The organism is Nitrososphaerales archaeon, from assembly GCA_032906765.1.
Classification (GTDB): Archaea; Thermoproteota; Nitrososphaeria; order Nitrososphaerales; family Gagatemarchaeaceae; genus DASPPF01.
Genome location: JAJTZB010000006.1, coordinates 46,756 through 59,265 on the forward strand (window position 1 = coordinate 46,756; position 12,510 = coordinate 59,265).

14 protein-coding genes are annotated in these 12,510 nt (G+C 58.3%); 8 read left to right on the forward strand and 6 right to left on the reverse strand.

Annotation, left to right across the window (positions count from 1 at the left end; all coding sequences use genetic code 11):
- Positions 1-8: 8 nt before the first annotated feature.
- Positions 9-635 carry a hypothetical protein gene (locus LYZ69_07395; GenBank protein MDV3278274.1) on the reverse strand — a complete coding sequence of 209 codons (627 nt, stop codon included), beginning with the start codon at positions 633-635 and terminating at the stop codon, positions 9-11.
- Positions 636-1,547: 912 nt separating this feature from the next.
- On the opposite strand from LYZ69_07395, the gene LYZ69_07400 reads away from it, so the two are divergent.
- Positions 1,548-1,808: a 50S ribosomal protein L44e gene (locus tag LYZ69_07400; protein ID MDV3278275.1), complete on the forward strand. Its 261-nt coding sequence runs from the start codon at positions 1,548-1,550 to the stop codon at positions 1,806-1,808.
- The gene (locus LYZ69_07405) at positions 1,805-2,002 is read left to right on the forward strand and encodes a hypothetical protein (protein ID MDV3278276.1); all 198 of its coding nucleotides are present in this window, start codon (positions 1,805-1,807) and stop codon (positions 2,000-2,002) included. Before LYZ69_07400 ends, LYZ69_07405 begins: the two co-directional genes overlap by 4 nt.
- 62 nt (positions 2,003-2,064) lie before the next feature.
- On the opposite strand, the gene LYZ69_07410 is transcribed toward LYZ69_07405, so the two are convergent.
- The gene (locus LYZ69_07410) at positions 2,065-2,475 is read right to left on the reverse strand and encodes a helix-turn-helix domain-containing protein (GenBank protein MDV3278277.1); all 411 of its coding nucleotides are present in this window, start codon (positions 2,473-2,475) and stop codon (positions 2,065-2,067) included.
- Positions 2,476-2,968: 493 nt separating this feature from the next.
- On the opposite strand from LYZ69_07410, the gene LYZ69_07415 reads away from it, so the two are divergent.
- Both LYZ69_07415 and LYZ69_07420 read left to right on the forward strand, forming a co-directional pair.
- On the forward strand, positions 2,969-3,763 hold the full coding sequence (locus LYZ69_07415; GenBank protein MDV3278278.1) for a translation initiation factor IF-2 subunit alpha: 795 nt from the start codon (positions 2,969-2,971) through the stop codon (positions 3,761-3,763).
- An 8-nt stretch (positions 3,764-3,771) separates the two neighbouring features.
- On the forward strand, positions 3,772-3,951 hold the full coding sequence (locus LYZ69_07420) for an RNA-protein complex protein Nop10 (GenBank protein MDV3278279.1): 180 nt from the start codon (positions 3,772-3,774) through the stop codon (positions 3,949-3,951).
- On the opposite strand, the gene LYZ69_07425 is transcribed toward LYZ69_07420, so the two are convergent.
- From LYZ69_07425 to LYZ69_07440, 4 genes are read right to left on the reverse strand one after another with little or no spacing between them, the layout of a single operon-like run.
- Positions 3,917-6,271 (reverse strand): glycosyltransferase family 39 protein, encoded by a 2,355-nt coding sequence (locus LYZ69_07425; protein MDV3278280.1) that lies wholly within the window; start codon positions 6,269-6,271, stop codon positions 3,917-3,919. The genes LYZ69_07420 and LYZ69_07425 overlap by 35 nt on opposite strands.
- Positions 6,272-6,302: 31 nt before the next feature.
- Entirely contained in the window at positions 6,303-6,725 is a 423-nt protein-coding gene (gcvH, locus tag LYZ69_07430; GenBank protein MDV3278281.1) for a glycine cleavage system protein GcvH, read from the reverse strand.
- Between the two features lie 25 nt (positions 6,726-6,750).
- Positions 6,751-7,866 (reverse strand): glycine cleavage system aminomethyltransferase GcvT, encoded by a 1,116-nt coding sequence (gcvT, locus tag LYZ69_07435; GenBank protein MDV3278282.1) that lies wholly within the window; start codon positions 7,864-7,866, stop codon positions 6,751-6,753.
- A gap of 33 nt (positions 7,867-7,899) precedes the next feature.
- Positions 7,900-9,048: a transposase gene (locus LYZ69_07440; GenBank protein ID MDV3278283.1), complete on the reverse strand. Its 1,149-nt coding sequence runs from the start codon at positions 9,046-9,048 to the stop codon at positions 7,900-7,902.
- A gap of 121 nt (positions 9,049-9,169) precedes the next feature.
- Between LYZ69_07440 and cofE the strand changes: the two genes are divergently transcribed.
- The 4 genes from cofE to LYZ69_07460 are packed head-to-tail and all read left to right on the forward strand — an operon-like array spanning position 9,170 to position 12,479.
- Entirely contained in the window at positions 9,170-9,931 is a 762-nt protein-coding gene (gene cofE, locus LYZ69_07445) for a coenzyme F420-0:L-glutamate ligase (protein ID MDV3278284.1), read from the forward strand.
- A 50-nt stretch (positions 9,932-9,981) separates the two neighbouring features.
- Positions 9,982-10,158 carry a hypothetical protein gene (locus tag LYZ69_07450; GenBank protein ID MDV3278285.1) on the forward strand — a complete coding sequence of 59 codons (177 nt, stop codon included), beginning with the start codon at positions 9,982-9,984 and terminating at the stop codon, positions 10,156-10,158.
- Positions 10,159-10,174: 16 nt separating this feature from the next.
- Positions 10,175-12,262, forward strand: a complete 2,088-nt coding sequence (topA, locus tag LYZ69_07455) for a DNA topoisomerase I (GenBank protein ID MDV3278286.1) — start codon at positions 10,175-10,177, stop codon at positions 12,260-12,262.
- Positions 12,252-12,479, forward strand: coding sequence for a hypothetical protein (locus LYZ69_07460; protein MDV3278287.1), 228 nt, complete (start codon positions 12,252-12,254; stop codon positions 12,477-12,479). Before topA ends, LYZ69_07460 begins: the two co-directional genes overlap by 11 nt.
- Positions 12,480-12,510 lie beyond the last annotated feature (31 nt).

A 12,510-nucleotide genomic window follows, 5' to 3' on the forward strand; every position in this document is an offset into this window, starting at 1 on the left:
TCATGGTTTTAAGTGTTGTCCGCGCCCGCGCTCATTTCTTCAGACGATTCGCCCCGAGCGGCCTCCCACCAACTGTCGAGATGGCGCTTCAGCTCGGTCAGTGCGTCGGGGGAGAGCTGGAACTTCGCACCCACGGGTGCACCGCTTTCCCCTTCCCCAGTCCTAGTCGTCGAATAGACGTTGGCCGCGAACCGCATGACCGCTCCGGGGTCGGTCCTCCATTTTCGTTCGATTAGCCGCACGTCTGTTCTCCTGTGAAAGATTGGAGGGCAATCCAGAATCACGCTCAAGACAGATCTCGCCCTGACGTCGTCGTTGCTCAGTATTCCGACAGTGAAACTCGGTTGGCCCTCTCTTTCCTCGCTGGTCAGCTCCAAGTCAGGCACGATGTGCATGTAAACGAGGACTTCGGATTGCTGGTCAAGCTTGCGTATGGTTGCGTAGAAGAGAGTTCTGTCGTCCTGCCCCTTAATCTTGGGAAGGTACCAAAGGCGAAATCTGTCTCTCGATGCGTCCCACTCGCCTCTGGCAAGTAGACCCAGGTCTATGTCGAGCGGGGAGAAAGGGGCGGAGGCGACCAAGGAATAGACCTTGGTTCCTGCACCTTCGAGATAGTCGGCCAAGGGGATTCGCAAACATCATCATACTCCCGAGCGTCTGGACTCCATCCCTTTCAAAGGGAGGAGGCAATTAACCACCCCTATCGGGCGACGACTGTCGATTCCTCAGGCGTGACCAATGCAATTGGAACTTTCTTGTGGACACACTCTCCATGTTTTCCCTTTGACACATTGCAATTGGAACAGAGGACTTGGAAGCCAGGAGGTAATCCGTTATGCGAAAGCCATTGGTAGAAGTTTCCTCCAGCCCTTCTAGGGTCTCCGAAAATCTCCCGCCTGTGTTTCGAACCTTTGCCATTGATATGATCGATTGTAAGGAAATCGACCTCTCCTTCGCCGCAACAAGCACACTTGAAAGTGTCGTTTGAATAGTGACTGAGTATCCTCGATCTGATTCTTTCTCGCCTCTTTGACTGATTTTTCCTACTTTGCTCGCGGTAGTAATCCATTCGCTTAGCCCGTGTTCTCTTGACAGACTCTGCCACTTTCTTGGGGTTTCTGCGATAGTACTCCATGTTCTGCTTTCTCGCGTATTCCCGATATGCGATTGGCTTGCATTTGAGGCAGTATTTCTGGCGCGGACCCCTACGTTCAAACGACGACCCGCACCTTTCACAAACTGCCCACTGATCTTCTTTAGACACGCCCCGCGTCATGATATATCATCTCCCACGCTCCAAGCCCCTGTCTCCCAATCACTTCGAATTAGCCAAGGCGACTGATTGTACAAAAACTCAACCTCAATTCCTTACGATTGGAATGGGGGGTGGATTGAATGTGTTAATCCTGAACTCTGCGGTGGTTGAAGAACTTCGAGGCAGGGCTGATTGAAAGCTAATTGCAAGAGCTGAGCCAAGCTTAAAAAGCGTGTGTAAGGGCGGGGCATATCGCTTTCGGGTAGAGGAAGAAATGAAGTTTCCAAAGGAAATGAATACGTTTTGCCCACATTGCAAGCGTCACACCCTGCATACGGTTTCGCTTTACAAGCGTGGCAAGGAACGCGCTGGGTCGTGGGGGGCGCGAAGGCAAGCTGGCAGGAAGAGAGGGTATGGCGGGCAAAAGTTCCCAGAATTGATACGAACAGCCAAGACCACGAAAAAAGCGACTCTAAGATTGAAATGCAAGGACTGCAACAAGGAGCTGATGAGGAAGGGGATTAGGCTGAGAAAGGCGGAGATCACAGAATGAAGCGTGGCAGAGAGCCGATTCCGAGGCAGAAGAGCACGTTCCTCCTGGTCAAGTGCCCAGACTGCGGCGAGGAGAGGATTCTGTTCTCTGCATCAACCAAGGACGTTGGCTGCAGGGGCTGCGGCAGGAAGCTCGCCGAGAGCAAGGGCGGGAAGGCCGTCGTCCTAGCCACGCTCGTGAAGAAGCTCGGCTGAACCGCGCTCGAAACCTCCAGAAACGCGTTTTCAGTTAGATGAAGGGGCTATGGCGAGAGAGCTCAGGCTCGAAGTTGTCTTGAGACTATCCGTGAAACATAGCTCTGTGAAACTCCATAGACTTCGGCTAGATTGCGCTGTGATAAGCCAGATTCCTTGTAATCCTTCGTAATTCTCTCAGCAACGTCTGGCGTAATTAGTGCGTGTTTTTTCCTAGTCAACGCTGCCCGCTCCCTCCCAAGTAGCGCTCCTTCAGACTTGAAGAAGCGAAGGTCTTCAGGGAGTAGTCTTTTCCCCACCCTCTCTCCTATCTTCACTTGCTCGTTTATCCTCTTAGCGAACTCTGCACCGTCCATCTTGTCGTCAGATAATCGACAGCAGCCCGCGCTTCCTCGTGCTTCTTGTCCAGGTAAGGCAACATCGAGTTCAAGATATTTACTGTGTCTTCTCTCCTTCTCACCCTCAGACGCCAAAACTTCTTTCCCTTCGTTCTTTGCAGGGAGAGGGTGGAGAAGAAACCTCTTTCTTGCAAGAATGAGGCCATGTGCTCGAGCAGCGGCTCGTAGTTATCGGCGAAGGCTAGTCCTATTGCGAAACCAAATCGCGTGACTGAGATGCTTATCGAACCATCCCCGTCAAAGTATCCAGCGACTTGCTCCCAGGTAGAATAGGCATTATGGCGCCCATTTGGGGCAGACTTACAGGAGTAGGAATCCTTGTGTTCGTTCTCTTTCCTGATTAGGACGTGCACGTCACGCTTCGCTGGCTAAATCGAAAAACTCACTTAAACACCGCGCACTCGAATCCTGCCAAGCTGGGTCTCGGCTTCGGTCCAGTTCAAGCAGCCGAAAATCCAATCGCCAAGCTGATTGACGTCAAGAGGCAGTTGCCCACCTCGGTTTGCACTTGAACGAGCTTGCCCCATCACTAAACTATATACACCCACCTTGGTTTCGCAATGTTTGCATGGAACGTTCGTTACCCGAGCCTGGAGAAATAGTAATCTGCACTGTGAGGGAGCTCACTTCGCACGGCATCTACGTCAACCTCGACCAGTACGGCGGGATGAACGGGTTCCTCCATGTCTCAGAGATATCGACGGGCTGGGTGAGGAACATCGAACGGGTCGCCAAGCCCCAGCAGAGGCTGGTGCTGAAGGTGATACGCGCGAACAGGCAGAGGCAGGAGATCGACCTCTCTCTCAGGCAGGTAACCAACGAGGAGAGGAGGGCCAAGGTCATTCAGTGGAAGAGGGAGGAGAGGGCGTTGGCGATAATGAACGTCGTGAAGAAGAAGCTCGCCCTGGACGACGCGACCCTGGCGTCTTACACGAGCAAGCTCGAGGAGGGGTTCGGGACGCTCTATGCGGCTCTCGAGGAGGCATCGAAGAAGGGCGAGAAGGCGCTGGCCTCGCTGGACCTGCCTCCGACGGTCGTGAAGGCAACCTCAGAGGCGGCCGGGGAGAAGATCATTCCGCCGAGGTACGAGGTGGGAGCTCTGGTCGAGGTGTCGTCGCGGAGTCCTGAAGGGATAGAGCACATCAAGAAGACCCTCGAGGGCGCGATGGGTTCTGCGTCCGCCGAGGTCAAGATCACATACGCCGGTGCTCCGAAGTACAGGGTGAGGATAACTGCGGACGACTACAAGCAGGCCGAGAAGGCGATGGACGCGGTGCTCGAGAAGATCAAGGACGGAGTGGGGAAGCACGAGGTGTTCAACTTCAAGCGCGAGATATCGCGGAAGTACGGCGGTCCGTCTTGAGGTCGATGATGCTGAAGTGCGCCGAGTGCGGCAGGTACACGCTGAGCGAGAAGTGCCCCCATTGCGGAGGCCCGACTGTCACAGTGCACCCGGCTCGCTATTCTCCTGATGACAGGTACGCGAGGTACAGGAGCCCGCTCGCCTACGAGGAGGCTAGTGGGTCACCTGGTAAACAAGAATCGCGTTGAAGCAGTTTATTCCCGAGTTGCCTGGGCACGCCGAAGGCGTCGACATGCTCGGCGAAGCGTAGGCAAGCCTGAAGGGCCCTGTGCTGTTGGTCCCGAAGAGGTACTGGGCAGGGTATGAGAACGCCTCCACGGTCCCGCCGGCGTAGGACGGGGAGAGCACTATCTGGGTCTGGCCCGTCGAGCTGGAGCTCTGGCTCTGCAGATAGCCCGAGAACCTGAACGGCAGGAGATTGGAGAAGAGCGAGTTCTGCAGGGCGAACGGGGTCAGGTTGTAATCATCGATGCCGGTGCACGTCGCCGAGAGCGACGGGCACTCCAAGTACTGCGACTCGTTAAGCCCCCCGATTCTTATGAACCACTGCTTCTTGCTCTCGTCGCCTCCGCCCGCCGTGAAGCCGCCCCCGGCCGGCACCTGGAGTATGTAATACTGACTGCCCGCGCTTGTCGGGAGAATGCTTCCAGTGATGAAGAGAAGGACGTAGACCGGCCTGTCGCCTGCAATCTTCCTCGCCGTGGCTGCGGCAGCCGTGGCGTTGGACATGAACATGCGACCGATCTGGGCTATGCGGGTGCCGTTGATCGTCGAGTTGTCTGCGGCGCTCGTCCTGTTGCCCATCACAGTGATCCAGTATCCGTAGTCCCACCACGAGATGACGACCGCGTTCGTCGGCGTGTCCTGCCTTATCCAGTTGAGCGTCTGGATCCAGTCGTTGAACGGCGACCTGGAGTAGGCGGTGGCGCCGTTGGCCAGGCTGACGCCCGAGTCGGCGGGGCTCTGGTCGCAGAAGTAGGAGTTGGTGCTGCTGCACTGAATCGGGTTTGGAATCCAGTAGGTGCCCGCAGGGATGGCGATCAGCGCTATCATGGCGACGGAGAAGACGACCTTCATCTCGTTCCTGGTCGTGTAGACCGGCTTCTTCTTCACCAGGGGAGTCGTGCTCGGCTTGACGAGGGCGAACGCAAGCTCGGCGAACCCGATTCCCCCGAGCAGGCCGAGGGCGACGGAGGAGTAGACGAGGAGGCGGGAGAAGGCGGCCGAGAAGTAGAGGCCGGTCAGGCCTATGATCAAGGCGTAGACCATCGGTATGCTCCTCCTCCTGAAGGCGACGAGCGCCCCGGCGACACCGAAGGAAAGCAGCATCAGGTAGGATGTGAAGTAGTCCTGGCCGGTGGGGTAGCTCTGCTCTGCCACTGACTGAACCAGCGCGTTGCCGCTGCGGGCCCACGGCGCGATGACCGACAGGTACCTGACAGATATGCCGCCGACGAACCCGAAGCTGATGACGGCGAGGCCCGCGAGTACGAAGGCAAGGACGAACTTGACGAGCGTCCGCCTGTACTCCGCTGGCTTCACCCAAGTCTTCGACCATTGCGCCAGCAGGACGAAGACGGTGCCGCCTATGAGGGCCAACCCGACAGGGTTGGTCACTATGCCAACCCCCGGCCTCGGGAAGATCGCGCTAGCGAAGAGGTCGGCAGCGGTGAATGAGATAATCGCAGGCGACAGGCTGGAGAGGTCCAAGTTCATGAATGGTAGGAGCAGGAACATCAGGCCGAAAGCCGCGCTGAAGTAGTCGCCTCCACCCCAGGCAGTGCTGGCGTAGCCGGCCAGGAAGCCCGCGGAGAGGCCCCGGAGGACGCGGCTGCGCAAGCTGCGCTCCTTGTCGAAGACTGTGAGCACCACGTAACTCGCAGCCACGAAGAGCAGTATCGCGAGTGGCTCGGACTTGAACCAGCCGAGGTTGCCCCTCTGTATCAGGGGAGGGGAGACGGCCACCATCATGGCGGAGAAGAGCCCGGCTGCGTCCCCCGCTATCCTCCTGACCAGGAAGAAGAACAGCACGGAGGTGATGGCGCCGAAGAGGACCGGCAGCAGTATGAGAAAGTCATAGAGCGAGATTTGGGCGCCGAAGATGTTGTGCGCCAAGAGGTAGAGGAGAGCCCCGCCGACTTGGAGGCCGTCCTGCGAACTAGCCGCCACGTTGCGGCCGTACGGGAACCACGTGGTGACGTCGTGCCAGTTGAAGTACCCCTGCAGCGAGTGGCACGAAGTCAGTACGGCCGTGCCGCAGTCTTGCGGGTTGTTGAAGAGGGCGTAGAAGAGACCGTGCTGCTGCGCGAGCGTCACTATGTGGTTTGCAGCGTAGTAGTCGTAGTATGGGTCAAACTCGTTGAGGTAGAAGCCGTACTTCGCTGCGTAAGCCCTGATCGTCACTGCCACGGAGAACACTATCGCCAGCACCAGAGCGGTCATCGTCGCCCTCCTGGACACTGCCGGCCTTCGCAAGTTCAGGTGGAGCGGCCCCAACCCCAAGTCCAATTACGAATCGCGAACTTCCAGAAGGGCTATTTTAACGGTGCTGTTCGTCTTTGATGAGAGTGCCCAAGAATGAATGGTATCCCTGGGCGTCGAGGAGGTTCCTGAGCTCTCTTGCCGCGTCGGCGGGCTTGACCTCGACGAGCCACCCCTCGGAGTACGGAGACTTGTTCACGAGTTCGGGCTGGGTGTTCAGTTTCTCGTTGACCCTGGTGACTGTCCCCGTGATTGGGGAGTAGAGCTCGGACACTGCTTTGATTGATTCGACAGTGCCAAGTGTCTTGAACTGCGTCACTTTGTCGCCGACCTTGGGGAGCGTCACGTAGACGACGTCGTTGAGCGTCTTGGCCGCATAGTCTGTGATGCCAATTAGCACGGAGGCGTCGGATGCCTTCGCCCATTCGTGCTCTTTCGTGTATTTTAGGTCGTCCGGCACGTCGTATTCGCCGAGTCTCATCGGGGTCGTGTGTCTCCTTCTTGACCTATTTACTCTTGCTTCCCCTCTTCCAGCCGTAGAGGCTTTCGTCATAGAATGGCGGTTTCACGTAGCGGCCAGGGAAGCTCGTCTCCCTTATCCTCACCCGTGCGCCAGAAGATTCGGGGATGTCCCTCCTAATCATCGCCAGCGCGATTCCTTTGCGGAGGACTGGGGAGAAAGTCCCGCTCGTCACCTGGCCTGCGACGCCTCCTTGGGCGTCGAGCACCTCGAAGCCGTGGCGCGGGATGCCCTCGTCAAGCACTATGCCCCTCCTAACCCGGGCTGGGGGAGACGCCCTCAGCCTTGAGACTGCGTCATAGCCGACGTATCCCGTCTTGTCTGCCGAGACGACCCACGAGAGGCCTGCCTCGAACGGGTTGGTCTTGTCATCGATGTCCGACCCGTGAAGAGGAAAACCAGCCTCCAGCCTCAACGAATCCCTGGCCCCAAGCCCGCATGGCTTCGCGGGTTTCGCCAGCGCGTCCCAAACAGCTGCCGCCGCAGCTGGGTCGTCGACCGTGGTGTCGTAGACAATGACTTCGAAACCGTCTTCGCCTGTGTAGCCAGTCCTCGAAATTGTGCACCTCCTGCCAAGCGCTTCGCCATCGATGCTCCTGAACCTCTTCAACGCCATCAGGTCGACGGCGGTGAGGCGCTGCAGCGCTGCAGCAGCCTCTGGACCCTGCACAGCGATCATGGCCGTCCTCCCTGTCACGTCGTCTATCTGGACGTCGTATCCCCCAGAGCGCCTCCTGATGTGGTCGAGGTCGCGGGAAGCGTTGGCTGCGTTGACCACGACTAGGAAGTCCGTCCCCGTCTTCCTCATGATGATGAGGTCGTCGATTATGCCTGCAGCCTCGTTCAAGAGCAGCGTGTAGAACGACTTGGCGTCCGGCTGTGACTGGACGCTGGTTGGAACCAGACCCTCAAGGAACCTGCCAGAATCCTTTCCCTGGACGGAGAAGCGGCCCATGTGAGACACGTCGAAGATACCACACTTGTTTCTGACAGCCATGTGCTCTTCGGTGATTGTCGTGTACCAGAGCGGCATCTCGTAGCCCGCGAACTCTGTCAGCTTGGCGTGCTTCGAGTGGTATTCGAAGAGCTGTGTCTTCTTCAACGTGCGCGAACCGGCAACAGATTCTATTGTGAACTACCACTGGTTAAAACCATTGGCTTCTTGCTTCACAGGAGAGAACTTGCTTATCCTCGTTCGTTGGACAAGTAGAGGCCGCTCCTCCGCAGGGGCCCGTTCCAGGCCCCGCTTGAGTATGTTCCGTGCCGCGTTCTCGTCCCTGTCAACGACGAGACCGCAGTTCGGGCACGCATGAACCCGCACGGACAGGTCCTTGGGAACCGTCTCCGCGCACCCGGAGCATATCTGCGATGTCCCACTTGGGTCGACGAGTATTACTCGTCCACCACGCCTTTCTGCCTTGTAGGCAGTTAGTTGGCGCGGTTGGCCCCAAGAGGCATCCATTATTGCCGATGCCAGATTGTGGTTCCTCACCATGTTCGGAATCTTCAAGTCTTCGAAGACGATGGTTGAATAGTTGTAGGCCAGGTGACGAGAGACATTGTGGGCGTAGTCCCTTCGCTGGTTCCTGATGTGGCGGTGCGCCTTTGCTAGAAGCATCCTGGCCTTTTCCCTGCTGTGAGAACCTTTGTGCTTCCTTGAGAGGCTTCGCTGAAGCTTCTTGACACTGCTCTCTGCTGTCTTCAGGCAGCGAGGGTTATCGAATCGCGTGCCGTCGCTCAATGTTGCAACTCTGAGCACTCCAAGGTCCACGCCTATTGCAGGCTTGGGGCTTGGAGGTTGTCCGAGTTCGGGTTGCTCAACCATCACGCAGACGTACCACCGGTCAATGTCCCTGATGATAGCGCACCTCCTTGGAGTGCCTATGATCTCCCTGTGAAGTTTGATCTTCACAGAACCTATCCTTGAGAGTTTGAGGCGGTCGCCGATGATCTTGAACCCTCCTGGCTGCGTATATGTGAATGAGTTGTACCTCCCGCTGCGCTTGAACCTTGGATGCCTCGCAAGGCCAGCAAAGAACGCCTGGAAGGCCTTGTCGAGCCTGATATTCACGTCCTGGAGGACCTGGGAGTGGACAGCCCTCAGATACTTGCTGGCGCCCTTCCTTTCAACGAGGGAATGTTGCAGGTCGTAGAATCCTGTGCCGTCTTCATTCCTTTCGGCGAGGAGGTCGTTGTAGAGCCGCCTGCAGGTCTCCAAGGTCTGCTCCATCAAATGGGCTTGTGTCTTGTTTGGATACAGCCTGAACCTGTATGTGACGATCATCCTTCAAGGGACGAAAGACGCTTTCATGATATAAGAACCAAGCTCGCTCTCATCCACCGGATTCATCTGGTGGAGTTCCCGCTCGAATTGTTTTAAGCCAGCGAGGGAACTGGCGCGTCCGTTGCTCACGCTCGCTCCGGTGCACGCCAAGCGCGTCTCAGAGAGGTTCGACGTGGTCGGGTTGATTGAGGGGCGGTTGCGGAAGAAGCTGCGGCGGGGCGACGTGCTGGTCATCTCGAGCAAGTTCCTGGCCATCTCAGAGGGAAGGGTCGTCAGGCTCCGCGACGTCGCCCCGGGTGCCAAGGCGAGGAACCTCGCGGCCGCGTACCGCATGGACCCGAGGCTCTGCGAGCTCGTGATTAGGGAGTCTGATACTGTGGTGGGGGGCGTCCCTGGCTTCCTGCTCACAATCAAGGACGGTCTGCTGACGCCGAACGCCGGGATAGACAAGTCGAACATCGGGCACGGGAAGGTCGTCCTCTACCCGAGGAAACCAGAGGTGCTTGCTCTCCGGATAAGGCAAGGCGTCAAGTTCTCCATGGGTGTAGACGTGGCTGTGGTTGTGTGCGACAGCAGGCTCATGCCGATGAGGCGAGGCACGACGGGAGTGGCCATCGCGAGCTCCGGTCTGGAAGCCATACTGGACCTGAGAGGGAAGAGCGACCTGTTCGGTAACATCCTGAGGGTGACGTCCCAGGCGATAGCCGACGACCTCAGCTCCGCGGCTCAAGTCTTGATGGGCGAATCAGACGAAGCCACACCGATGGTTCTTGTCAGGGGTGTTAACAAGAGGCTCCTGAAAGACGCAGAGTACCCTTCCGCGAAGTTCGCGATTCCTGCTGACGAGTGCGTGTACCTCAGGAGTCTCGGGTACGCGGCCTAGACTCTCGGCCGTGAATACGCTTTTCTAACGCGGTCTGCGCCCTCGGGCCAATGACCTACGAGATAGCATGCTTGTCCTGCGGGAGCACATTGTATTCGGGCTTCGACCTCAGGTCCCCGAACGACGTGCTCAAGGTGTACGGATACAAGTGCAAGAAATGCGGCGCCAAACTGAGCCTGGAGAAGTTCAAGGTAGAAGTGAAGATGATAGACGGGTCTTTCTCGTAGGTCCCCTTCGCGGGTCGTGGCGGACGACGTGAGCAGCGGCTACACGCTTGTGGTCTGCGAGAAGCCGGACGCGGCCAGGAGGGTCGCGGATGCACTCTCCGACGGCGCGCCGTCGAGCGCCATGATCGAAGGAGTTCAGACCTTCAGGTTTCGCAGGGGCGCGGAGGAGCTCGTTGTATGTGCGGCGCAAGGCCACGTCTACGCCGTCTCCGACCCGTTCGCCGAACGGTCGGTCTACCCAGTCTTCGATGTCGAGTGGTACGACTACGGCCTGGTGGAGAAGGAAGCCATGGGTGCGGCGCGCAGGATTGCTTCAATCAAGAAGCTCGCCGGCGGTGCCACGAAGTTCGTGAACGCGTGCGACTACGACGTCGAAGGCGAAACAATCGGATTCAACATCCTCCGATACGCGTGCGGGGGGAAGGAGTCAGAGGCCAGAAGAGCCAAGTTCTCCACCCTGACAAAGGACGAGCTGTTGGAGGCATTCCGCGCGGCCGAGGTCCCGCCGTCGCATGGGATGGCCGACGCTGGCAGGACGAGGCACCTTGTCGACTTCGTGTGGGGCGTGAACCTCTCGCGGGCGCTCTCGCAGTCGGCTGTTGGTTCCGGCCACAGGTACAGGACGGTCAGCGTCGGGCGGGTGCAGGGGCCAACACTCGGCTTCGTCGTCGAGCGTGAGGGCGAGATTCGCTCTTTCGTGCCTCGGCCATACTGGACAGTCAGAGGCATCTTTGAGAAAGACGGAGAGCGCCTCTTGGCCGCTTACTCGAAGGACAGGCTTGGCAGGAAGACAGACGCGGAGAAGGTGAAGGCCGAGTGTTCCGGACGAGAGGGCACAGTCAGCAGTGTTGTGAAGAGCGTCTCGGAGGTCATGCCGCCGGCGCCATTCAACATAGGCGACCTCCAGAAAGAGGCGTATCGTGCCTTCGGCTACTCGCCGAGCCGCACCATGCAGATTGCGGAACGTCTCTACCTCGACGTCCTGATTTCCTATCCTAGAACGAGCAGCCAGAGGCTGCCGCCTTCCATCGACTGCAGGAAGATCATGCGCGGCTTGGCCTCGTCGAAGGAGTACTCGATGCATGCGGAGAGGCTTTTGGCAGGAAGCCTCAGGCCAGCCCAAGGAGTGAAGGACGACCCAGCGCATCCCGCAATCCACCCCACAGGAGAAAAGCCAAGAAGACCTCTCGGAGCTCAAGAGGCGCGCCTCTACGACCTCGTGGTGAAGAGATTCCTCTCCACCTTTGCGCCCCCAGCCAAGAGGGAGAACGTGTCGGTCGACGTCTCTCTGAACGGACACTTGTTCAAGCTAGGAGGAAGGAGGACCGTCTATCAGGGCTGGCTGGAGTACTACGCGCCGTACAGCAAGAGCGCTGACGTGGACATACCGCGGATCAGCGAGGGGGACAGGCTCAGGGTGCTCGCTGTCGACGTAGAGGAGAAGTTCGAGTCGAAGCCGCCGAGGTACAACCAGAGCAGCCTGCTCGAGAAGATGGAGCTGGAAGGCATCGGGACCAAGGCGACGCGGGCAGACATGATTGCGACGCTCGTCGACAGGGGATACATGGCGGGCGAGAGCCTGACCGCCAGCGAGCTCGGGTTCTCCGTGGTCGAGACGATGAAACTCTACGCCCCAGAGATAATCTCTACGGGACTGACGAGGTCTGTGGAGGAGAGGCTGGAGAAGATCGAGGAGGGAACCGAGAGCCAGAAGGAACTCGTCAGGGAGACGGTGAGGTCCATCTCCAACCAGCTGATTATGCTGAACCAGAACGAAGAGCAGGTAGGCCGAGAAATCGACTTCGCTGTGTCTGCCTCCGTCGCCGACAGGTACGTCATCGGCGCCTGCCCTGTCTGCAAGACGGGGAAGCTGAGAATAATTCGTTCGAAGAAGACGGGGAAGCGGTTCGTCGGGTGTACCAACTACCCATCCGGCTGCAGGGCGTCGGCGCCCCTTCCCCAGAGGGGCACGGTCAAGGTCACGCAGAAATCGTGCCAGCACTGTTCCTGGCCAGTCGTCTATGTCATAGCCGGCAGGGCGCCTTGGAGGCTCTGCGTCAACCCCAACTGTCCGTCGAAGGCAGGTAAGAAACGTGGCGTGTAGACTGTGCGAGAGGCAGGCGGCGGACGATTTCTGCCGGTATCATGGCGATGCCAAGGCGAGGGTGGAGTCGGCTTACAGTAGCTGGAGCGAAGCGTATGGGTCCATGAGCTGGGCGGATTACTTGGAAGCGGTCGTCAAGAATGTGGAGACGGGAGAGTGGGCGGCCGAGGTCGCGGGGATGATGCTCTCGGAAGCCAGGGCGCAGAATCGACCATAGTCGGCTGGAACCCGGCGCTCGGCTTCAAATC

Bases quoted from the DNA above. Each gene is read 5' to 3' on its own strand.
- LYZ69_07400 (MDV3278275.1), top strand. From the start codon at position 1,548: ATGAATACGTTTTGCCCACATTGCAAGCGTCACACCCTGCATACGGTT.
- LYZ69_07405 (MDV3278276.1), top strand. From the start codon at position 1,805: ATGAAGCGTGGCAGAGAGCCGATTCCGAGGCAGAAGAGCACGTTCCTC.
- LYZ69_07415 (MDV3278278.1), top strand. From the start codon at position 2,969: ATGGAACGTTCGTTACCCGAGCCTGGAGAAATAGTAATCTGCACTGTG.
- LYZ69_07420 (MDV3278279.1), top strand. From the start codon at position 3,772: ATGCTGAAGTGCGCCGAGTGCGGCAGGTACACGCTGAGCGAGAAGTGC.
- gcvH (MDV3278281.1), bottom strand. From the start codon at position 6,725: ATGAGACTCGGCGAATACGACGTGCCGGACGACCTAAAATACACGAAA.
- LYZ69_07440 (MDV3278283.1), bottom strand. From the start codon at position 9,048: ATGATCGTCACATACAGGTTCAGGCTGTATCCAAACAAGACACAAGCC.
- LYZ69_07450 (MDV3278285.1), top strand. From the start codon at position 9,982: ATGACCTACGAGATAGCATGCTTGTCCTGCGGGAGCACATTGTATTCG.